This is a genomic window from Pseudomonas sp. CGJS7, assembly GCF_036961695.1.
Genome location: NZ_JBAMDI010000094.1, coordinates 23,819 through 44,869, shown reverse-complemented (window position 1 = coordinate 44,869; position 21,051 = coordinate 23,819). Strand labels below are relative to the sequence as shown.

Annotated in this window: 12 protein-coding genes; 7 read left to right on the top strand and 5 right to left on the bottom strand. The window is 67.8% G+C overall.

The window, feature by feature from the left end; translation table 11 throughout:
* Window positions 1-63 precede the first annotated feature (63 nt).
* On the bottom strand, window positions 64-2,166 hold the full coding sequence (locus V7787_RS37625) for an NADPH-dependent 2,4-dienoyl-CoA reductase (protein WP_336092716.1): 2,103 nt from the start codon (window positions 2,164-2,166) through the stop codon (window positions 64-66).
* 225 nt (window positions 2,167-2,391) lie between these two features.
* Between V7787_RS37625 and V7787_RS37620 the strand changes: the two genes are divergently transcribed.
* From V7787_RS37620 to V7787_RS37600, 5 genes are all read left to right on the top strand, one after another.
* Window positions 2,392-3,915, top strand: a complete 1,524-nt coding sequence (locus tag V7787_RS37620; protein WP_336092715.1) for a hypothetical protein — start codon at window positions 2,392-2,394, stop codon at window positions 3,913-3,915.
* Complete coding sequence (locus V7787_RS37615) at window positions 3,912-4,910, top strand: hypothetical protein (RefSeq protein ID WP_336092713.1); 999 nt, start codon at window positions 3,912-3,914, stop codon at window positions 4,908-4,910. Before V7787_RS37620 ends, V7787_RS37615 begins: the two co-directional genes overlap by 4 nt.
* Window positions 4,903-7,707: an AAA family ATPase gene (locus V7787_RS37610; protein ID WP_336092712.1), complete on the top strand. Its 2,805-nt coding sequence runs from the start codon at window positions 4,903-4,905 to the stop codon at window positions 7,705-7,707. Before V7787_RS37615 ends, V7787_RS37610 begins: the two co-directional genes overlap by 8 nt.
* Window positions 7,708-8,568: 861 nt before the next feature.
* Window positions 8,569-10,620, top strand: coding sequence for an elongation factor G (gene fusA, locus V7787_RS37605; protein WP_336092710.1), 2,052 nt, complete (start codon window positions 8,569-8,571; stop codon window positions 10,618-10,620).
* Window positions 10,621-11,002: 382 nt separating this feature from the next.
* The gene (locus V7787_RS37600; RefSeq protein WP_336092708.1) at window positions 11,003-14,239 is read left to right on the top strand and encodes a PGAP1-like alpha/beta domain-containing protein; all 3,237 of its coding nucleotides are present in this window, start codon (window positions 11,003-11,005) and stop codon (window positions 14,237-14,239) included.
* A 339-nt stretch (window positions 14,240-14,578) separates the two neighbouring features.
* On the opposite strand, the gene V7787_RS37595 is transcribed toward V7787_RS37600, so the two are convergent.
* Both V7787_RS37595 and V7787_RS37590 read right to left on the bottom strand, forming a co-directional pair.
* Window positions 14,579-15,595, bottom strand: coding sequence for a zinc-binding alcohol dehydrogenase family protein (locus tag V7787_RS37595; RefSeq protein WP_336092706.1), 1,017 nt, complete (start codon window positions 15,593-15,595; stop codon window positions 14,579-14,581).
* Between the two features lie 116 nt (window positions 15,596-15,711).
* Complete coding sequence (locus V7787_RS37590; RefSeq protein ID WP_336092704.1) at window positions 15,712-16,971, bottom strand: SGNH/GDSL hydrolase family protein; 1,260 nt, start codon at window positions 16,969-16,971, stop codon at window positions 15,712-15,714.
* Window positions 16,972-17,098: 127 nt separating this feature from the next.
* Here V7787_RS37590 and V7787_RS37585 point away from each other — a divergent pair, with 127 nt between their 5' ends.
* A complete protein-coding gene (locus V7787_RS37585) occupies window positions 17,099-18,004 on the top strand; it encodes a LysR family transcriptional regulator (RefSeq protein ID WP_336092702.1) in 906 nt (301 codons plus the stop codon).
* A gap of 318 nt (window positions 18,005-18,322) precedes the next feature.
* Here V7787_RS37585 and V7787_RS37580 read toward each other — a convergent pair whose 3' ends face one another.
* Complete coding sequence (locus tag V7787_RS37580) at window positions 18,323-19,540, bottom strand: MFS transporter (protein ID WP_442965349.1); 1,218 nt, start codon at window positions 19,538-19,540, stop codon at window positions 18,323-18,325.
* 172 nt (window positions 19,541-19,712) lie between these two features.
* Here V7787_RS37580 and V7787_RS37575 point away from each other — a divergent pair, with 172 nt between their 5' ends.
* Window positions 19,713-20,630, top strand: a complete 918-nt coding sequence (locus V7787_RS37575; protein WP_336092700.1) for a LysR family transcriptional regulator — start codon at window positions 19,713-19,715, stop codon at window positions 20,628-20,630.
* Between the two features lie 19 nt (window positions 20,631-20,649).
* On the opposite strand, the gene V7787_RS37570 is transcribed toward V7787_RS37575, so the two are convergent.
* Window positions 20,650-20,985: a hypothetical protein gene (locus tag V7787_RS37570; protein WP_336092697.1), complete on the bottom strand. Its 336-nt coding sequence runs from the start codon at window positions 20,983-20,985 to the stop codon at window positions 20,650-20,652.
* Window positions 20,986-21,051 lie beyond the last annotated feature (66 nt).

The window sequence follows — 21,051 nt, the reverse complement described above, 5'->3', positions numbered from 1 at the left end:
CTACAGGGCTTGTTCGCAACTACACATATATATGTATGCGCATATATGTATGCGCAACGCGACTCAGAGCCGCGCCGCGAGTTGGCTGGCCTGAGCGATCGCACGCTTGGCATCGAGTTCGGCCGCGACATCGGCGCCGCCGATCACATGCACCGGCTTGCCGCTGTCGGCGAGCGCAGCCGCCAACGGCTTGTACGGCTCCTGGCCCGCGCAGATCACCACCTGATCCACCGGCAGCACCTGTTCGCTGCCGTCGATGCGGATGCGGAATCCCTCCTCGTCCATGCCCAGGTATTCCACGCCGCCGAGCATGCGCACCTGCTTGGCCTTCAAGGTGGCGCGATGGATCCAGCCGGTGGTCTTGCCCAGTTTCGCGCCGGGCTTGCCGGGGCTGCGCTGCAGCAGCCAGACCTGGCGCGCGGGCGGTTCGGGGCGGGGCTCGGCCAGGCCGCCGCGGTTGTCGGCGTAATCCAGGTCCACGCCCCACTCGGCGCGCCAGCGCGCCGGGTCGGGATGGTGCGGAGCGTCGTCGCCGGAGTGCGGGCCGTCGTGGACCAGGAATTCGGCGACGTCGAAGCCGATGCCGCCGGCGCCGACGATGGCCACGCGCGGGCCCGGCACCACCCGGCCTTGCAGCACGTCCAGGTACGAGCAGACCCGGGCGTGGTCCGAGCCCGGGAAATCGACCTGACGCGGCTTGATCCCGGAGGCCAGCACGATTTCGTCGAAGCCGGCCAGGGCCGCGGCGTCGGCGGTGGTGTTCAGGCGCAACTCGACCCCGGTCTGTTCGATCCGGCCAGCGAAGTAACGCAGGGTTTCGTAGAACTCTTCCTTGCCCGGAATGCGCTTGGCCAGGTTGAACTGGCCGCCGATGCGCGCGGCGCTGTCGAACAAGGTGACCCGATGGCCGCGTTCGGCCGCGACCGTCGCGCAGGCCAGCCCGGCCGGGCCGGCGCCGACCACCGCCACCCGCTTGGGCGCCTGGGTCGGCAGGTAGTTAAGCTCGGTCTCGGCGCAGGCACGCGGATTGACCAGACAGCTGGCGCGCTTGTTGGCGAAGACGTGGTCCAGGCAGGCCTGATTGCAGCCGATGCAGGTGTTGATGTCGGCCGCGCGTTGCCGCCGGGCCTTGTTGACCCAGTCGGCGTCGGCCAGCAGCGGCCGCGCCATCGACACCATGTCGGCCTCGCCCTCGGCCAGGATGCGCTCGGCCACGTCGGGCATGTTGATGCGGTTGGTGGTGACCAGCGGAATCCGCACTTCGGGTTTGAGCCGCGCGGTGATGCCGGTGAATGCGCCGCGCGGGACCGAGGTGGCGATGGTCGGCACCCGCGCCTCGTGCCAGCCGATGCCGGTGTTGATCAGGGTGGCGCCGGCGGCTTCGATCGCGCGGGCCTGGGCGATCACTTCGCTCCAGGTCGAGCCTTCGTCGACCAGATCGATCATCGACAGGCGGTAGACGATGATGAAATCCGGCCCGCAGGCCTCGCGGATGCGGCGCACGATTTCGACATTGAAGCGGAACCGCTGCGGCGCCTCACCGCCCCAGGCGTCCTTGCGCTTGTTGGTGCGCGGCACGGTGAACTGATTGAGCAGATAGCCTTCCGAGCCCATCACCTCGACGCCGTCGTAACCGGCCTCGCGCGCCAGCCGCGCCGAATTGACGAAGGCCTTGATCTGTCGCTCGACCCCGCCGGCCGACAGCGCGCGCGGGGTGAACGGATTGATCGGCGCCTTGAGTTTGCTCGGCGCCACCTGCAGCGGGTGGTAGCCGTAGCGGCCGGCGTGCAGGATCTGCATGCAGATGCGCCCGCCGTGCTCGTGCACCGCGCGGGTCACCTGCTTGTGCTTGCCCGCTTCCCACGGCCAGCTGAGCTTGCCGCCGAACGGCTTGAGCCAGCCGACGATGTTGGGCGCGAACCCGCCGGTGACGATCAGACCGACGCCGCCGGCCGCGCGCTCGGCGAAATACGCCGCCAGCTTGGGGAAGTCGGCGGCCTTGTCTTCAAGGCCAGTGTGCATCGAGCCCATCAGCACCCGGTTGGGCAGGGTGCAAAAGCCCAGGTCCAGCGGCGCGAACAGGTGCGGATACAGGGGATGCGGCGCGCTGGCGGCCGGATCGAGCGGGTGAGGCGGGTTCGAACCGGGGTGGGCGGCCGTGGTCATGCTGGCTGTATACGCTGGCGTATGGAATGCGCACGATGCCGGGAAAAGCGCTGTAATTCAAGGGGCGCGGGGTGCCGGCAGGGCCCCCGGGCGGGTCCGGGTGTGACAGGACCGGGCCGGCGATCAAGGCCGCGCGAAGGCAGGCACGCGGGCGGGCGCAACGCAACGGTTGTCATGGACGCGGCCCATCGCCGAACATGCCCGACCCCCCGTAGTCCGTAATTCATGGATCCAGCCACCGAAACCAGCATCCAGGACTACCTGCGCGCCGACATCGTCGCCGCCGATCTGCCCGACCTGCAGCCCCTGCTGGGCGCGCGCGATCTGCTGCGCGCGTTCTCCACCTTGTTCCACGGCGGCGAAGAGTCGGTGATGGTGCGCCTGCTGGTGCTGCGCGCGATCGGCGAACGCGGCTCGGCCCCGGACTGGGCGCCGCAGGAACTGCGCGAACACTTCGCCTACCTGGACCCGGTCAAGTTCGACACCGTGATCGGCCGTCTGCGCGATAACGACCTGCTGCTGTGGGACAACGAAAGCCAGCGTTACCGGATCAGCCCGGCCGGCCGTCAGGCCTTGTCGGCGATCGGCCTGCTGCTGCAGTTCAATCGCGAAGGCGATGAGCTGGCCTACGTCACCGCGCAGATCGCCGCCGGCCAGGCGGTGGGGCGCGTGCGGCCGGACGACTTGCAGCATCTGTTGTCGCGTCTGAACGAATTGCGCGAGGACTTCGATCAGGCCGTGCTCAGCGGCTCGGAGCACCGCATCCTGCGCGCCGCCGGCACCTTGCAGCAGGCCTGGCGCTGGATCGAGAAAGGCACCGAGATCGTCGAGGAGATTTCCGCCGATCTGGAACTCGACAGCCACACCCACCGCGTCGCCCAGCAGATCGGCCGCGCCCAGAGCGCGATGCTGCGTCAGGCCTCGGTGTTCCAGCGCGCGCTGAGCACGCTCGACCGCCACCGCGTGCACTTGGGCGCGAGCGGCTTGTCGTCCTCGGACGTCAACCGCTTTCTGCGCGATCTGGACATCGACGCGCTCGCCGGCATCGCCGACGACGTGCTCACGCGTTCGGCGATTCCGGCCTTCATGCTCGCGCCGATCGCCCTGGACGTGGCCGAGTACGAACTGGTGGAACGCGAGCGCGAAGCGCGCGAAGACCAATCGCTGCCGCCGTCGATGGCCGCGCCCAGCGCCGAAGGCTCGCCCGCGGCGGCCACCGATTTCCAGTACGCCGAACGCTGGCTCGATGAGTTGACCGCGTTGAGCGCGCTGACCGGCGAGGCGAGCGCGCTGAGCGGTTTGATTCCGCAGGACAGTTTCACCCTGAGCGCGTATCGCATGTCCCTGCTCGGCCTGATCGGCGACCCCGGCGCGGAAAACCGCGAAGGCGTCAGCGCGTCAATGGCGCGGTTGCCGCTGGCCTGGCACGTGGAAACCGAATTCGAAACCGTCGAACGCGCCGGCGTGGCCTACATGAGCCGCGGCCGCCTGCGGCCGATCAGCGAAGAAGAACGCTTGCAGGCGCGCGCGCCGCGCAAACGCTCCAAGGCCGACATCGCCGAAAGCGAAGCCAGCGACCGGCTGGCGCCGGTGATCGAACAAGGCGACGCCGACGCGGCCCCGCGCAAGCGCGCCGCCAAAACCAAGAACGCCGACAAGCACACCGATAAGAAGACCGCCTCCGCGCGCGGCACCGGGCAACCGGCCCGGCGCGCGAAAGCGGCGAAGGAAACCGCGGACACCCCATGAACGACCCTATCGCCTCACTGATCGCGCGCCTGATCGCCGAACGCTGGCTGCCGCGCGACGACGTCGCCGTGCGCGACCTGCTCACCGACGCCGAACTGCGCAACGACCTGGAACGTCGTTTGGCCCAGGTCGGATTGCGCTTGCTCGAACATCCTTACGCCGCCAACGTCGCCGTTGGCGTCGCCCGGCCGCAAGAGTCGGCGGTGTTCGGCAGCGCCAAGGCCTGGTCGTCGACCAACCTGCAACTGGATCGCGACGCGATCGCGTTGTTGGTGGTGCTGTGGGCGCTGCTGGTGCTGCCCAAGCGCCAGCGCCAGATCGCCCGCCAACAGGCCGACCGCGATCAGGATCAGGAACAGATGTTCGCCGAACTCAAGCCGGTGCCGGTCGGCGCCGAAGTGGTCGAGCCGATCAACGAACGCACGCTGCTGGCCGATTTCGGCGAGAAGCTCGGCGGCAAGACCCGGATCCAGTTCAACCTGGGCGCGCTGGCGCGGCAGGGCTTCATCGTTCGGCGCAAAGAGCGCATCCATGAAGGTCCGCTGTTGGATTTGGCCCTGGATTACGAACGCATCGCCGGCCGAGTGATGGACGGTGCGCTCACCTACGTGGTCGCCGAAGCGCGCCAGCACGCTTTGGAATTGGCGGCGCAGGAAGCGGCCGATGCGGCCGCTGCGGGCGAGGGCGGTGCGGATGTAAGCGATGCGGCTCCGACCGAGGAAGTCCCGACGCACGACAGCGCCGCGCACGGCCTGGCCGACGACGGCTACATCGATTTCGATGCAGCCGCGTTCGAAGCTTCGCTGAGCGATGCCGACTCGGATGAGGACACCGAAGCCGACGTCGCCCTCGACGCCGAAGACGCCGAGGCGGTCGCCGCTGAGCCGTTGCCGCAACTGCCGGGCGAAGCCGAAAGCGACGAGCCCGCGCCCGAAGAAACATCCGAACTGTCCGTAGACGCCATCGAAAAGCAGGAGGCCGCGGCCGATGTTTGAGTTCCGCTCGCTCGAAGTCGTGCATTGGGATTACTGGCAGCGCTTTCAGCTGCCGCTGGATGCCTCCATCGTCACCGTGGTCGGCCCGAACGGTTCGGGCAAGACCACCTTGCTCGACGCGCTGCGCACCTTGCTGGCGATCGAAGACCGCGATACCGCGCGCGACTACAAGACCTACCTGCGCCACAACGGCAAGCCGTATGCGTGGCTGCGCGCGGTGGTCAGCAACCGCCCCGACCGCCGCGGCGGCCGCCCGTTCTTTCCGATCAAGGACGATCTGGTCACCCTGGCCTGCCGCATCCGCAAGCGCGGCGGCGATTGGAGCCGCGATTACCAGATCGTCGGCGGCGACGTGCCGGTGGAAACCCTGGAGCAGGGCGGCGATTGGCTCGGCGTGCGCGACTACCGCGTGCGTCTGGCCGGCGCGGGCCTGACCCGGGCGATCTGCCGCGTGCTCACGCTGGAACAAGGCGCGACCGACAAACTCTGCCAGTACTCGCCGCGCGAATTGTTGCAACTGATCTTCGACGTGTTCGAAGACAAGGCGGTGCTCGACGATTACCAGCGCGCGCGCAGCGAACAGTTCGACGTGGAAAAGGAACTGCAGCAGCTCGGCCAGGATCTGGCCGGCCTGCATCTGCGGCTGGAATCGGCCAAGGCCGATGTGCGCTCGTTCGAAGAAGGCAATGCGCTGCGCAATCAGCGCCAGCGCTTGCAGAGCGAGGTCGCGCCCAAGGTCGAGATGGCCGAGCAGCGCAACGCCATCGAGGGCGCCAAGCCGCGCCTGACCGGTTTGCGCCGCGCCTTGCGCGAGCGCGAAGGCGCGCTGGAGGAAATGCGCGCCGAAGACACCGTCGCCTCCAGCGGCCGCGACGCGCTGGCCGAAGCCATCCGCGAAGCGCGGCGCCAGGTCGGCGCCAGCGAACAGGACTTCACCCGCGCCCGCGACGCCGCGCGCGACGCCGAGATGCTGGTCAAGCGCCGCGACGAACTGGCCAAGCTGCAAGCCCAGCGCGGCTCGCTCGATGTCGACGCGCTCAGCGCCAGCGTCGAGAACGGCCGCCGTCGTCAGGCCGAGCTGAAGCTGGAAGCCGAACGCGACCGCAAGCGCACCGGCGAGATCGCCGCGCAGATCGGCGCGCTCAGCGGCGGCGGGCGCATCGTCGAGCCGTTCGAACGCGATTTCCGCGCCGCCCTGGATCAGGCCAAGATCGATCACCGGGTGCTGACCGAACTGGTCGAGATCGTCGATCCGCAGTGGTCGGTCGCGGTCGAAGCGGTGCTGGCGCCGTATCGCCATCTGCTGGTGCTGGAAAACCCCAAGCAGTCGCGCGCGGCGTGGCAGCTCGGCGAAAGCCAGCAATACCGCCACTTCATCGTCGCCGAACGCGCGCCGGTACCCAAGGCCAGCGCCGGCTCGCTGCTGGAAGTGGTGCGCTTCTCGGCCGATCCGCCGGCGTGGTTGCCGCGCCAGCTCGACCGCATCCGCCGGGTCACCGACATCGAACACGGCTCGCGCCTGCCGGCCGGGCAGGATTGGATCACCCAGAAGGGCTACCTGCGCGAAAGCCGCGGCGGCCGCCATATCGGCGGCACCCAGCACCACTTCGGCACCGGCGCGCGTCAGTCGCAACTGGCCGAACTGCGCGCCGAGCAGGCGGCGATCGCCCAGCGCGCGCACTCGCGCGAGGCGGAGTTGCAGGAACTGAGCCAGCGCGTGGACGCGGATCAATCGCGTTTGCTCGGGCTGGATGCGACCCAGGAACTGGTCACCCGCGCGGCCGAGTTCGCCGACGCGCAAGCGCGCCTGCCCGAACTGGCCGAAGCCGCCGCCCAGGCCGCGGCCGGGCTGGCGCAAGCGCGCGCCAAGATCGACGAAGCCGCCGATCAGGACAAGGCCGAAGGCATCGCCGCGGCCAAGCGTCAGGGCCAGATCGACGCGCTCGCGCGCGAGTTGCGCGAACGCGGGCAGCAGATCAACGGCGAGCGCCAGAGTTTGATCCAGCGCATCGTCGATTACCGCCGCAAGCGCGCGCTGATGCCCGAGTCCTGGCGCAGCCCGGCCGCGTTGCAGGCCGCCCGCGCCGAGTACGAGAGCGCGTCGGCGGTGCGTCGCGAGATCGAGCGCATCGACGATCGGCTGGATCGCGGTGGGTTCGTCGTCGATGAGGCGTGCGTGCCCTTGCGCGACAAGATCGGCGCCGACCACGACGAACTGGCCAGTTCGATCATGCGCCGCGAAGGCCATCTGGAACGCGCCAAGCGGCTTACCGAAGAAGCGCGCGGGGCGTATATCAACGTGCTGCGCGCGACCGTGCGCCGCTACAAGAAGAACCTGGCTGCGCTGGGCGAACTGGCCGGCATCGGCGTCGACGCCGACATGCCTGAGTTGGCCAATAACGACGTGGCGCTGGCGCAAGCCGGTTTGTCGGTGCGGTTCGATTTCGACCGCAAGGGCTGGATCGGTCTGGACGACGGCGAGGCCTCGGGCGGCCAGCAGGTGATGAAGTCGCTGCTGTTGTTGGTGGCGTTGCTGCGCGACGAAGACCAGCCGGGCGGCTTCGTGTTTATCGACGAACCGTTCGCGCACTTGGACGTGTTCAACATCGAGAAGGTCGGCAGGTTCCTGCGCGCTACCGATGCGCAGTACATCCTGACCACGCCGATCACGCATAACCTCAACGTGTTCGATCCGTCGGATCTGGTGTTGACCACCAGCAAGCGTCGCGGCGGCAGCGCGTGGGCGGAGCCGGTGGCGGTGTTGAAGCGGCAGCGTGAGGACAGCAAGGCGGCGTGAGTTGTGGCTTCGCCACGAAGCCGACAATCGTCCAGCCCCTGCGTCCCCCACAAGAAGCCTCCCCCCCTTTGAAAAAGGGGGCAGGGGGGGGATTTGCTCCAGCCGAGGCAAATCCCCCGCGCGACCGATTCGCAGGCAATCAAAGCAACGCCGGGCGCCCGCCCCCTTTTGCAAAGGGGGCGACGGTTAGCGTGGCGGCGCGATCGCGATCGCGAACACGCTGGCACCCAGCCGCTTCGCCCCAACAAGAAAGTTCCCCCCCTTTGAAAAAGGGGGGTAGGGGGGATTTGCTCCAGCCGAGGCAAATCCCCCGCGCGATCGATTCGCAGGCAATCAAAGCAACGCCGGGCGCCCGCCCCCTTTTGCAAAGGGGGCGACGGTTTTCAGGGGCGATGGTTGGCGTGAGGCCATCGTGCACGCGTTGGAACAATAAATCCCACCCGCAACCGCGCCCCTCCCGTTGACTCCCACCGCGCCGCCCTTACTCTATGCACACGCTAAAGCACCTCATTCCTCAGGCCGCAACCGTCATGAAGCGCTTCCCGCTCCTGATATCGCAGAACGCCCCGCGCGCGAGCGCGGGCCGGGTGCGCCTGTGCGTTGTGATCCGAGGTTCGCGGTCGATGTAATCGACCCCGCCACGGCCACACCGAACCAGAGCACCCGCAAGGGTGCTTTTTTATTGCCCGCTGTTTTTTCCGAACCCCGGCCGTCAACGCCGGACTCCACTCACCGCAGCAGCAAAACCGCCAAGGAGAACGTGTCGTGAATACCACGGCCGAAACCCGAACCTAGCCGCGCGCCCTGTCGCCAACCGGGGATGCGCGGGCTCCCTTCGTTGGCACTATCGCGAACTTTCTTATGAACACCTCTATCGCTTCGAGCTGGCGCAACCTCGGCATCATCGCCCACGTAGACGCCGGCAAAACCACCCTCACCGAACGCCTGTTGTGGAAAACCGGCGCGATCCATCGCATGGGCGAAGTCCACGACGGCGCGGCCACCACCGATTTCACCAAGATCGAACAAGACCGCGGCATCACCATCGGCGCCGCGGCGGTGCAGACGCGTTGGGCGCCGCAAGGCCAATCCGAGCATCGGCTGACCATCATCGACACCCCCGGCCACATCGACTTCGCCATCGAAGTCGAGCGTTCGCTGCGCGTGCTCGACGGCGCGGTCGCGGTGTTCAGCGCGGTCGACGGCGTGCAGCCGCAATCGGAAACCGTGTGGCGCCAGGCGCGCCGGCACGGCGTGCCGCTGATCGCGTTCGTCAACAAGATGGACCGCATCGGCGCGTCGTTCGAGCGCACCCTGGCGCAGATGCGCGAGAAGCTCGACGCGGTGCCGTGGCCGTTGGGTCAGTCGGTCGGTATCGAAAACGATCTGCAAGGCTGGGTCGACTACGTCGCCCGCGACGTCGTGCTGTGGGATGCGGACAATCGGTTGTCCCGCCGCCCGTGGAGCGAGGACGAAGCGCGCGAGTTCGAACCGCAGCGTTCGGCTTTGATCGAAGCGGTGGCCGATCACGACGACGCCTTGGCCGAAGCGTTCCTCGAGGCGCGCGCGATCGATGCGGCGATGCTGAAGGCGGCGTTGCGCCGGGCCACGCTCAAGGGCGCGGGCACGCCGGTGCTGGCCGGTTCGGCGTTCAAGAACAAGGGCGTGGAAACGCTGTTGGACGCGATCGTCGACTACCTGCCTTCGCCGTTGGATCGCCCGAGCGTGCGCGCCGAGCGCGAAGACGGTCAGGAGTGGGCGTTGGCGCCGGATGCGTCCGGGCCGCTGGCGGGCCTGCTGTTCAAGATCGTGCACCAGGAACACGGTGCGCTCTCGTTCGTGCGCCTGTACTCGGGCACGTTGCGGGTCGGCGATACGGTGTGGGCGTCGCGTCGCGGCAAGCCGCAACGGGTCGGGCGTCTGGTCGTGGTCCAGGCCAATCGCGGACACGATGTCGATGTCGCCTATGCCGGCGAAATCGTCGCGATTCCGGGTTGGAAGGACGCGGTCAGCGGCGAAACCCTGAGCGCGGTCGGCGAACGCTGGGTGCTGGACACGATCCAGGCGCAGCCGGCGGTGTTGTCGTGGCGTCTGACCGCGGGCAAGGCCGGCGATCTGATCCGTCTGGGCCAGGGCTTGGCCAGTCTGGCGCAGGAAGATCCTTCGTTCCGCGTCGGCACCGATTCGGAAACCGGCGAGACCCTGGTGTGGGGCATGGGCGAGCTGCATCTGGACGTGATGGTGCAGAAGCTGCGCGACGATTGGGGCGTGGAAGTGCGCACCGGTTCGCCGCGGGTCGCCTACCAGGAAACGCCGAGCCGGGCGGTGCGCGCGGTGGAAGGCAAGCTGTCCAAGCAGAACGGCGGCAGCGGCCAGTTCGCGCGGGTGACGATCGATGTCGAGCCGCGCGAAGACGGGCAGTTCGAGTTCGTCGACCGCACCACCGGCGGTGTGGTGCCGCGCAACTTCGTCAATGCCACCGAGAAGGGGGTGCGGTTGGCGTTGGCGGAGGGGCCGCGCGGGTATCCGGTGGTCGGTCTGACCGTGAGTCTGACCGACGGCCAGACCCACGCGGTGGATTCGTCCGAGCTGGCGTTCCAGCGCGCGGCCGCCGATGCGCTCAAAGCCGCGCTCGCGCAGAGCGGCACCGACTTGCTCGAACCGGTGATGTCGCTGGTCATCGATACGCCCGCCGGCAATGTCGGCGATGTGGTCGGCGATCTGCAACGGCGTTCCGGCCGGGTGGTGTCGATCGAGGACAACGGCACCCGCAGCGACGTCACCGCGCGCGCGCCGCTGGCTCAGTTGTCGGGTTACACGACCGCGTTGCGGTCGCTGACCCAGGGCCGAGCCTCGGCGTCGATGGTGTTCGACGGCTACGAGCAGGCGCGCGGCGAGCCCAAGGCGGCTTGAGCCGATGCGAGTGGCAACAAGGCAAGGGGCCGGTTCGCCGGCCCCTTTTTTGTGGGCGATGCGAAATCGCGGCGCGGATCGGCCGAGCTCGCCGAATGCGCGATGGATCACGCAGCCCGGGTGTCCGATCTCACGTCCGGTCTTATCGACTACGCGGACGCTCCGCACGGTCGTGCGCATCCAGGGCGCGTGAATGCGCGGGTCGTTCGCACGCGGGCACGGCGCATGCACCCGTTCGTCTTCGGCTTCGATCCGGCCGCGCTTTCTGTGAGTGACGTCCGGTAACCGCGGCGCGTATTCGGACTAACTAGCGTCAGGCAGCTGAGTCAACGTCGCCCGCCGGCTTGTCGGCACGGGCTTGTACAGTGATCAGGAGGATCCGATGGCCTTGTCCGACCGCAACATCCGCCGTGCCCGCGCGCCGCGTTCGCTCGCTTCGGTACGAATTCTCATCCTGCTTCTGCTCGCGTTGGCGTGGTTGCCGCCGGCATGGGCGCAAGTGTGCGACACGCCGAATCTGGCCTTGCGCGGCGTCGCCGCCGGCCATTCGACCTATCCCGGTTACAGCGCGCAACGGGTCAACGACGGCGACCGCAGCACCGCCTTGGGCGGCGCCGCCAGTTGGGTCAACGATCGCGGCGCGACCATGACGCTGGACCTGACCCTGTCGGCGCCGGCCAATATCGACCGCGTGCAGCTGTTCACCACGAGCGGTTACGAGGCCAGCAGCTACGACATCCAACTACGGGTCAACGGCGTTTGGGTGACCGCGCATTCGGTGCGCGGCAACAGCGCGGTCTCGCGCGACAGCCGCTTCGCGCCTCGCCTGGCCGATGCCGTGCGCATCCTCGGGGTCAGCGGTTCGGCGGTGCAGCCGGGTTATTTCCGCATCAACGAGCTGGAAATCTACGACTGCCGTTCGACCCAGGGCGCGCGCTTGAGCGGCCGGGTGATCGAGTTCGGCACGTGGCGGCCGTTGGCCAATGCGCTGGTCGATCTCGGCGGCGGACGCACCGCCATCACCGACGGCAACGGCAACTACAGCTTCACCGGCGTTCCGGCGGGAACCTATACGGTGCGGCCGCGGCTGACCGGCTGGACGTTCGGCAGCGATGCGTTCTTGCGCGATCAGTTCACCGTCACCCTCAACGGCGGCTCGCGGGCGCTGGCGGACATCTTCGGCTACAGCCGCAATCCGATCGTGTACGTGACCGGCTGGACCGATAACGTCAATCGCTTCAACCCGGTGTTCGGCGCTTTGCAACAAGCCGGATATCGCGGTTTCGACGCCAATATCCAGACCAGCATCGGCTTCACTCCGCCGCTGCGGGTCAATGCGTTGCGCGTGCGTTCGGCGATCGACACCGCGCGTTACCAAACCGGCCAGCCGCGGGTGATCCTGTTCGGCCACAGCATGGGCGGACTGGTCTCGCGCTCGTATGTCGAAAGCCTGCTGTACCGCAACGACGTCTCGCAATTGTTCACCTTCGGCACTCCGCACCGCGGCGCGCCGGCGATCACCGGCCTGGCCTGCCTGCCCAATCAGCCGGCGGTGTGCGAGATGGCCAAGCCGAGCATGCAGTTGTTCAACATCACCCACGGCCAGCGTCCGGGCGTGGTCTATCACTCGGTCGGCGGCGATGCGCCGATGTGGCGCCAGCATCGGGTCTGCTTCCGCATCTTCGGCCGACGCATTTGCCTGTTCTCGATTCCCTTGCCGAGCTTCGAATACCGCAACGGCTGGGGCTGGACCTCCGGCGTGCTGATTCCGGGTTCGGACGATGGTCTGATCCAGACCTATAGCTCCACCGGCATGCCCGGCTATCTGGATCGCATGACCACGCAGGAAATCCACATCACCCCGGCGCTCGGCCATCGCGATTACTACAGCTGGGGCGGCGGCCTGAGCAATCAGGCGTACTGGAACTGCGTGCATCCGGTGTTGGTCGCGCGTTCGCGCACCCATTGCGGCTCGCCCTCGTTCCAGTTCCCGTTCGGCGGTTTGCTGCGCGAAACCGAGCCGCTGCGCGACCCGCTGGCGATCTACGCGCCGTCGTCGGCGAAGGCGCGTGAGGAAGCGGATGAATTCAATCAGCGCACCTTGAATCTGCGCGACACCTTGCGCGCTGGTTCGAAAATCGAGCGCGAGGTGCTGATCGACGGCAGCCCGACCGTGTTCGCGGCGCGTTGGACCGCCGGCAGCGCGCGGGTGAGTTTGATCGATCCGAGCGGGCGGGTGTTCGATCCGGAGTTCGCCGCGTCGGTGTACGACGGCGAGGCGGGACCGGACGATCCGATCGAGGACAAACTCGATCCCGACATGGTGCTGTACCAGAGCGACAAGACCAGCGCGAGCTATCAGTTGCTGGCGCCGCGTCCCGGGCGTTGGCGCATGATCGTGGAAGGCGGATCGGACGTAGTCGACGGCACCGAGCTGGAGACCTCGGCGTCGTTCTCCAGCCCGCTGGGCATGGAACTCGATACCTTGTTCCCGTTCTTGATGAGCGGCACCGAGGCCGAGCTGGTGTTGGCGCCGACCTCCGCGTTGCTGAGCGCGACCGCCGAGATCCAGGTGCGCAGGATCGACGGGCGGGTCGATACGGTTCCGACCAAGCGCCGCGACGACGGCCGCTTCGTGGGTCTGTACAACGTGCCCGATGCGCCGGGCATCGCCGAGGTGTCGTGGTTCGTGTCCGGCACCACCGCGACCGGTCAGGTGTTCGAGCGCGGCGGCGGCGATTCGGTGCAGATCGGCAAGCGCAATCTGGAGGTCAGGCTCACCGGCGCGGAAATCGCGATCCCGCAGGGCAACGGCAAGCGTTATGCCGCGCTCGAAGTTCCGCTGGAGGTGAGTTCGGACTACGCCGGCGCGGCGATGGTGTCGGCCGATCTGGTCGATAGCGAAGGCCAGGTGGTCGCCAACGCGGCGCAGTTGCTCGACGTCGCCGCCGGCGCCAATCCGGTGCGGTTGCGCTTTGCCGGCGAAGACATCTTCGCCAGCCGCCGCAACGGGCCGTATCGCCTGACCAATCTGATCACCACCGACCAGCGCGAGGCGGCCAATCTGTCCGACTGGTTGTTCGATCAACTGGACACGCAGGCCTACGACTATCGGCAGTTCGCCGCGGCGCCGCCGCTGGCTTGCGGCACCACCAACCTGCTGTTGCGCGGCGCGGCCAGTGCCAGCGACACCGCGGTGGGATACGACCCGGCGCGCACGACCGACGGCGATAACAACACTGCATTCGGCGGGCAATACAGTTGGTCGAGCGTGGGCGTTTCGGACAAGGCCAGCTTCTCCAACCGGCTGCAAGTCGCGTTGCCGGTCGCGGCCCAGGCCGATCAGGTCTTGGTCTACACCACCGCCGGTTGGGAGGTGCGCGATTACGATCTGGAGTACCTCGATGGCGAAACCTGGCGTCTGGTCGAGGAAGTGCGCGGCAACGTGCAGACGGTGCGCGAGCATCGCATTCCCACGACCCGGCTGACGCAGTTGCGGGTGATCGGGTATCAAGGGCCGGATCACGATCCCAGCCGAATCCGTATCAACGAGATTTCGGCCTACCGTTGCGATGCGGTTCCGACCCGCGGTGGGAGCGCGTTGCGGGCGGCGCGTTGAGGTCGCGTCGCGATAAGGCCCTGGATCCCCGCGTTCGCGGGGATGACGGCATCAGGGCTGCGCCGTTACTTTGGAGCAATGCAGCGGCTTTGCTTTTTTGCTCGTCATTCCCGCGAACGCGGGAATCCAGAGACTTCAGAGCCACGTCGCGATAAAGCCCTGCATCCCCGCATTCGCGGGGATGACGGCATCGGGGCCACGTAGCGACTTTGCTTTTGCCCGCCGCTTTTTTGCCCGTCATTCCCGCGAACGCGGGAATCCAGAGACTTCAGAGCCATGTCGCGATAAAGCCCTGCATCCCCGCCTTCGCGGGGATGACGGCATCGAAGTTACGCAGGTTTACCAACCCGCCAGCACCAACTTCCCGATCGTCGTCCCGGATTCCAACCGCCGATGCGCCTCGCGCAACGTCGCCGCATCGATCTTGCCCAGCGTCTGCGTATGCGTGCCCTTAAGCTCGCCGGAGTCGATCAACTGCGCCACCCGATCGAGCAACTTGCCCTGTTCGACCATGTCCGCGGTCTGGAACCGCGCACGGGAGAACATCATTTCCCAGTAGATGCCGATGCACTTGGCCTTGTACGGATCGCCGATCTTCAGCGCGCCGGAAGGCTCGACGATCAGCCCGACCCGGCCCTGCGGCGCCAGCACTTCGCCCAGCACGTCCCAGTAGCGATCGGTGTCGGCCAGATTGAGCGCGACATCGACGTGCTCGAACCCGATTTGCTTGAGCTGCGGCGCCAGCGCCTGACGGTGGTCGATCACGTGGTCGGCGCCCATCTGCTTGCACCAGTCCACGGTCTCGCTGCGCGAGGCGGTGGCGATCACGGTGAAGCCGGCGCGCTTGCCGAGCTGGATCGCGATCGAGCCCACGCCGCCGGCGCCGGCGAGGACCAGCAGCGATTTGCCCTGGCCGCCGTTGTCCGGGTCGAACGGCATGCGCTGGAACAGCAACTCCCACGCGGTGATCGCGGTCAGCGGCAGCGCCGCGGCCTGGGCGGCGCTGAGCGAGGTCGGCGCCGCGCCGACGATGCGTTCGTCGACCAGATGCAACTCGCTGTTGGTGCCCGGCCGGGTGATGTCGCCGGCGTAATACACGCGGTCGCCGACCTTGAAGCGGGTGACGTTTTCGCCGACCGCTTCGACCACGCCGGCCGCGTCGTAGCCGAGCACGCGCGGCTGCGCTTCCACTTGCGGCTTGGGCGAGCGCACCTTGGTGTCGACCGGATTGACCGAAATCGCCTCCACCCGCACCAGCAGATCGTGGCCGCTGGCGGTCGGCGCGGGCAGTTCGACATCGACCAGCGATTGCGGATCGTCGATGGGGAGATAACGGGTGAGGGCTACGGCTTTCATTGCGGACTCCAAGGGGGCGGGGAAGGGTGGGGCCGGCATCGGTGCATCGATGCCGGATTGTGCGCGAAGCGGCCGTTGGGTTTTGCGAAGCCGCGCCGGCCGCGCGCGGTCGAGCGTCAGTGCGCGCCGAACAACACGGCCGGGTCCACGGCCGCGGCCATCGCGCGGTAACCGGCGTCGCCGGGGTGCAGGCGGTCGCCGGAGTCGTAGGCCGGCAGGAAACGGCGCGGGTGGCTGGGGTCGCGGGTGACCGCGTCGAAATCGACCACGGCGTCGAACTCGCCGCTGTCGCGGATCCAGGCATTGACCGCTTGCCGAACTTTTTCCTTGTCCAGGCTGTAGTAGTTCTTGACCGGCGCATCCGGCAGCGCGCCTTCGAACGGGGTCAGCGTGGCGCCGACGATGCGCACCGAGTTCAGCCGCGCGCGTGCGATCAGCTGGCGATAACCGTCGATCAAGCGCTGCGCGGTCACCGCCTCGCGTTGCGGCTCGAAGCTGCTGCCGGGCCAGCCGATGTCGTTGATGCCGATCAGCACGAACACGGTATCGGGCTTGAGGCTGAGCACGTCGCGTTCGAACCGCGCCAACGCGCTCACGCCCATGCCGTCGTTCAACACCTGCCCGCCGGAGATGCCGGCGTTGAGCACGGCGACGTCGTTGCTTGCGGACAAGCGCTGGGCCAAGGCGTCGGGCCAGCGCTGGTTGCGGTTCGGCGTCGATCCGGCGCCGTCGGTGATCGAATCGCCCAGCGTCACCACGGTGCGGATCGGCCGCGCCGATTCGACGTAGACGCCGCTGAGGAAAGGCCGGGTCTGCAGCACTTGCGCGCCGTCGATGCGCGCCTCGGCGGTGCGGTCGCCGGCAGCCAGATAGGTGTCCTGCAGGCCTTCCCAGTGGAAGGTTTTCAGTTCGGTCGGTTGCGGCAGATACAGGCTGACCGCGACTTCGCCCAGCGCAGCGACTTCCAGATCGACCGGATCGCTGAGCACCGGCGCGCCCGCCGGCACGGTCACGCTGGCGTGGCCGCCGAAAGTCAGGACGCGGTCGCTGCCGGCATCGATGCGCGAATCGCCGGCGCTGCGGGCGATGCGCGCAGCGCCGATGACCAGCGGGCGGTCGCCGTAGGCGTTGGACAGGGCGATGCGCACGCGCTTGCCGCCGACGCTGACCCGCGCGATCTGGCGCACGGTCTGCTGGTGCAACTGCGCCGGCGCGCCGTTGGGCAGGACGAAGCCCGGGGCCCAAGTCGGCTGCGGGCTGGCGGTCCAGGTGCCGACCCAGCGCGCGGCGGCGGAATCGGCGGCGTGGGCGGGCGCGGTCAGGGCCAGCGCGAGCGCGGCGGCGGCGAGGGGTTTGAGCAGGGTCGAGGTGTTCATGTGGGCGGTCCGAGAGGCGTCGGGGATTCGACGCGGCTCAAATTAGGTTCTTCCGATTGGCGCCAGTAGCGGGCAAGATCGCATAGGGTTCATTCCGTATCGGAATGGGTAACGATCCGGGAGTGGCATGGACACGCTTCGCAGCCTGCAGACCTTCGTGCGCGCGGTTGAGCTGGGCAGCCTGTCGGCGGTCGCGCGCGAGCAGGGCACCACCCAGCCGACGATCAGCAAGACCGTCGCGGCGCTGGAGCAGCAATTGGGCGTGCGCCTGCTTCAGCGCAGCACCACCCATCTGGCGCCGACCGAACAGGGGCGGCGGTTCTACGAACGCGCGCGGCGGGTGATCGAGGACTACGGCGAAGCGGTGGCCGACGCGCGCGGCCTTACCGAAACTCCAACTGGGCTGCTGCGGATCAGCGCGCCGGTAACCATCGGCGTATTGCGCTTGAACCGCTTGGCGCAGGAGTTTCTGGCGCTGTATCCGCAGATCGAGATCGAGCTGATCCTCAACGACCGCTACGTCGATCTGGTCGAGGAGGGCATGGACGTGGCCCTGCGCCTGGGCGCCAGCCTGCCGCCCGACGCCGTTGCACGCCACCTCGCTTGCTCGCCGCGCGGCTTGGTCGCCTCGCCCGAGTATCTGGCCCGGCACCCGCGCATCGACACGCCCACCGACGTCGCCGCGCACAACTACCTGCGCTTCGCCTGGGCCGGCGACAGCATCGAACTGCGCGGGCCCGATGGGCAGGCGCAGCGGATCGATGCGAATGGACGCTATCGGATCAACAACTCGCTGGGGATACGCGAAAGCTTTCTGATGGGCGCGGGCGTGGGGCTGGCGCCGGCGTGGTTGGTGCAGGACTTGATCGACCGCGGCGAACTGGTCTGGGTGTTGCCGCAATGGCGGGCGTCGGCGCATGAGGTGTATGTGCTGTATCCGGCGCGGCGTCACTTGCCGCTGCGTACGCGCGTGTGGGTGGAGTTCCTGCGCGAACGGTTGCTGCAGTTGCCGGGGTTTTTCGCGGTGGAGTGAGCGCACGGCGCGATGTCTCTCGCCGTCATTCCCGCGCAGGCGGGAATGCAGAGACTTCAGAGCCATGTCGCGGTGAAGCCCTGGATTCCCGCGTTCGCGGGAATGACGGTAGGAGGGCGCGCGGTTCCCGAAGACTTCAGCGTCATCTTTCCGTTGGTCATTCCCGCGCAGGCGGGAATCCAGAGACTCCAGAGTCATGTCGCGGTGAAGCCCTGGATTCCCGCCTCCGCGGGAATGACGGGCAAGGGCCAAATCAAGAGCGAGCGCATGCATTCGTGCGGCGCCATCAGTCGATACCGTCAGCGGGAACGCACGCACTCAACCCGCCGCACACGCAACCGCATCGCGTTCGCCATCTTTGCCGACATCCGCCGCCGCCGCCTTGCCCTTCGGCGCATCCAGCCGCGCCGCCCACACCGCCAGCGCCAGGCCCGACACCGTCACCAACGCCGCGACCCAGGTCACCGCGCCCAGCCCCGGGCCGTGTTCGATCACCGCGCCGCCCAACCACGCGCCCAGCGCGTTGCCCAGGTTGAACGCGCCGATGTTCAAGCTCGACGCCAGGTTCTGCCCGGCTGGATCGGTCTTCTGCAACACCCACAACTGCAGCGGCGGCACCGTCGCGAACGCGGCCACGCCGAGCAGGCCGACGAAGGCGATCGCGGCGAGCTTGTAGTGCAAGGCGAAGGTCATCGCGCCCAGCACCGCGGCCAAGGCGATCAGCGTGCCGATCAGCGCCGGCGCCAGGCGCTTGTCGGCCAAACGTCCGCCGATCAGATTGCCCAGGATCATGCCGCCGCCGAACACCAGCAGAATCGGCGACACCGCCGCTTCGCTGAAGCCGCTGATGCGGGTCAGGATCGGCTGGATGAAGGTGTAGACGGTGAGCACGCCGGCGAAACCCAGCACCGTCATCAGCAAGCCGAGCAGCACCTGCGGATGCACCACCGCTTTCAATTCGCGGCGCAACGCCACCGGCTCGGGCTTGCGCTTGTCGGCCGGCACCAACGTGGCGATCACCAGCGTCGCGATCAAACCGATGATCGACACCGCCCAGAATGTCGAGCGCCATCCGTACTGCAAACCCAGCCACGCGCCGGCCGGCACGCCGAGCAGGGTGGCGACGGTCAGGCCGGTGAACATGATCGAGATCGCCGAGGCTTTCTTGTCGGCCGGCACCAGGCCGGTGGCGACCACCGCGCCGACGCCGAAGAAGGTGCCGTGCGCCAGCGAGGTGATCACCCGGGCGATCATCAGCACCGTGTAGTTCGGCGCGATCGCGCAGACGATGTTGCCGAGGGTGAAGATCGCCATCAACGCCACCAGCACCGCCTTGCGCGGCATCCGCCCGGTGGCGATGGTCAGCACCGGCGCGCCGACGAACACGCCGAGCGCGTAGCCGGAAATCAGCAGGCCGGCCGCGGCCAGGCCGACTTGCAGGTCGGCGGCGACCTGCAGCAGCAGGCCCATGATCACGAACTCGGTGGTGCCGATGCCGAAGGCGCCGACGGTCAGCGCGTACAGCGCCAGCGGCAGTCCCTTGCGGCCGCCGGAGGCGGGTTCGGCGCTGGCCGCGGGGTTGGCGGAAGAGGACGACGGGGCATGCATGGGGGCGCATCCGTGAAGAGATGCGGCAGTCTGGGCCGTTGCATCTTGTGGAAAAACCCGCAGGATGGCGAATCACTATCAACGGTTCGTTGAAAATACGATGGATCGGATCGCCGACCTGACCCTGTTCCTGCGGGTGCTCGACCTGGGCTCGATCAGCGCCGCCGCGCGCAGCCTGGACCTGTCGGTCGCCGTCGCCAGCCAGCGCCTGAAACGGCTGGAGCGCGACCTGGGCGTGCGCCTGCTGCACCGGACCACGCGCCAACTGCACGCCACCGCCGAGGGCATGGCCCTGGCCGAACGCGGCCGCGCCCTGATCGAGGAACTCGAAGGCCTGACCAGCGACCTGCGCCAATCCGGCAGCCAGCCCTCCGGGGTGTTGCGGGTGACCACTTCGGCTTCGTTCGGGCGCATGTACATCTCGCCGCTGCTGCCCGAATTCCAGCGCCGCTATCCGGCGGTGCGGCTGAGCGTGAACCTCAACGACGAACGTCTGGACCTGATCGCCTCGGGCATGGATCTGGCGATCCGGATCGGCCCGCTCGACGACTCCAGCCTGGTCGCGCGCAAACTCGCCGACAACCGCCGGGTGCTGGCCGCATCCCCTGAATACCTGCGTCGCCACGGCGCGCCGCGGGTGCCCGAGGATCTGACCGATCACGAATGCCTGTTGCTGGTCGGCACGCAGGGACGGATGGAGTATTGGCGGGTGGTCGACGAAGCCGGGCACCAGAGCACGGTGCGGGTCAACGGCCGGCTGGAAAGCAACTTCGGCGAAGTGCTGCGCGACGCCGCGCTCGCCGGGCTGGGCATCGCCCATTTCTCGGCCTGGCATGTGCACGAGGATTTGCGTGCTGGAAGGCTGGTAGAAGTCTTGCCGGGTTATCGCTTGCCCGACACCGCGATCAACGCGGTGATGCCGCAACGCCGGTTCGTGCCGTTGCGGGTGCGCGCGTTCGTGGACTTCGTGGCCGAGTCCTTCGGCGAGGTGCCGCCGTGGGAGCGCGAGCCGCGATAACCGCAACTGCTACAGCCGATCACAGCCAGCCCGCAACCGCTTCGCCGTCTTCGTCGACCACTGCGATCGCGGTCTGCGCGCGCAACCACGCCAGCCAATGCCGCAAATCCGCGCCGATGCTCGGCGTGGCCAGAGTCAGTTCGATCAGCAGGCTGCCGCTTTCCCACTCGGTGAATATCCGCACATCGAACGCCCAGCGGCCGTCGGCATCGCGGTCTTCCGAACCGAGCAACCAGAACACCGGCCCGTCGTCACGCACATACGTCGCCAAGCGCTGGATCGCCGCGGCCAACTCGGCGCGATGCGCCGGCAGCCATTCGGGATCGTCGAACACTACATAGAATTCGCTGGACACACGTCGAGCCTGTAGCCGAACAGTCGCCAGCTTACTTCGCCGATTGCCGATGAGCGCGACGCGGCC

What these genes read in the sequence shown, in the direction of transcription:
- V7787_RS37625 (WP_336092716.1), bottom strand. Translation starts at nt 2,166, where the DNA reads ATGACCACGGCCGCCCACCCCGGTTCGAACCCGCCTCACCCGCTCGAT.
- V7787_RS37620 (WP_336092715.1), top strand. Translation starts at nt 2,392, where the DNA reads ATGGATCCAGCCACCGAAACCAGCATCCAGGACTACCTGCGCGCCGAC.
- V7787_RS37615 (WP_336092713.1), top strand. Translation starts at nt 3,912, where the DNA reads ATGAACGACCCTATCGCCTCACTGATCGCGCGCCTGATCGCCGAACGC.
- V7787_RS37610 (WP_336092712.1), top strand. Translation starts at nt 4,903, where the DNA reads ATGTTTGAGTTCCGCTCGCTCGAAGTCGTGCATTGGGATTACTGGCAG.
- fusA (WP_336092710.1), top strand. Translation starts at nt 8,569, where the DNA reads ATGAACACCTCTATCGCTTCGAGCTGGCGCAACCTCGGCATCATCGCC.
- V7787_RS37600 (WP_336092708.1), top strand. Translation starts at nt 11,003, where the DNA reads ATGGCCTTGTCCGACCGCAACATCCGCCGTGCCCGCGCGCCGCGTTCG.
- V7787_RS37595 (WP_336092706.1), bottom strand. Translation starts at nt 15,595, where the DNA reads ATGAAAGCCGTAGCCCTCACCCGTTATCTCCCCATCGACGATCCGCAA.
- V7787_RS37590 (WP_336092704.1), bottom strand. Translation starts at nt 16,971, where the DNA reads ATGAACACCTCGACCCTGCTCAAACCCCTCGCCGCCGCCGCGCTCGCG.
- V7787_RS37585 (WP_336092702.1), top strand. Translation starts at nt 17,099, where the DNA reads ATGGACACGCTTCGCAGCCTGCAGACCTTCGTGCGCGCGGTTGAGCTG.
- V7787_RS37575 (WP_336092700.1), top strand. Translation starts at nt 19,713, where the DNA reads ATGGATCGGATCGCCGACCTGACCCTGTTCCTGCGGGTGCTCGACCTG.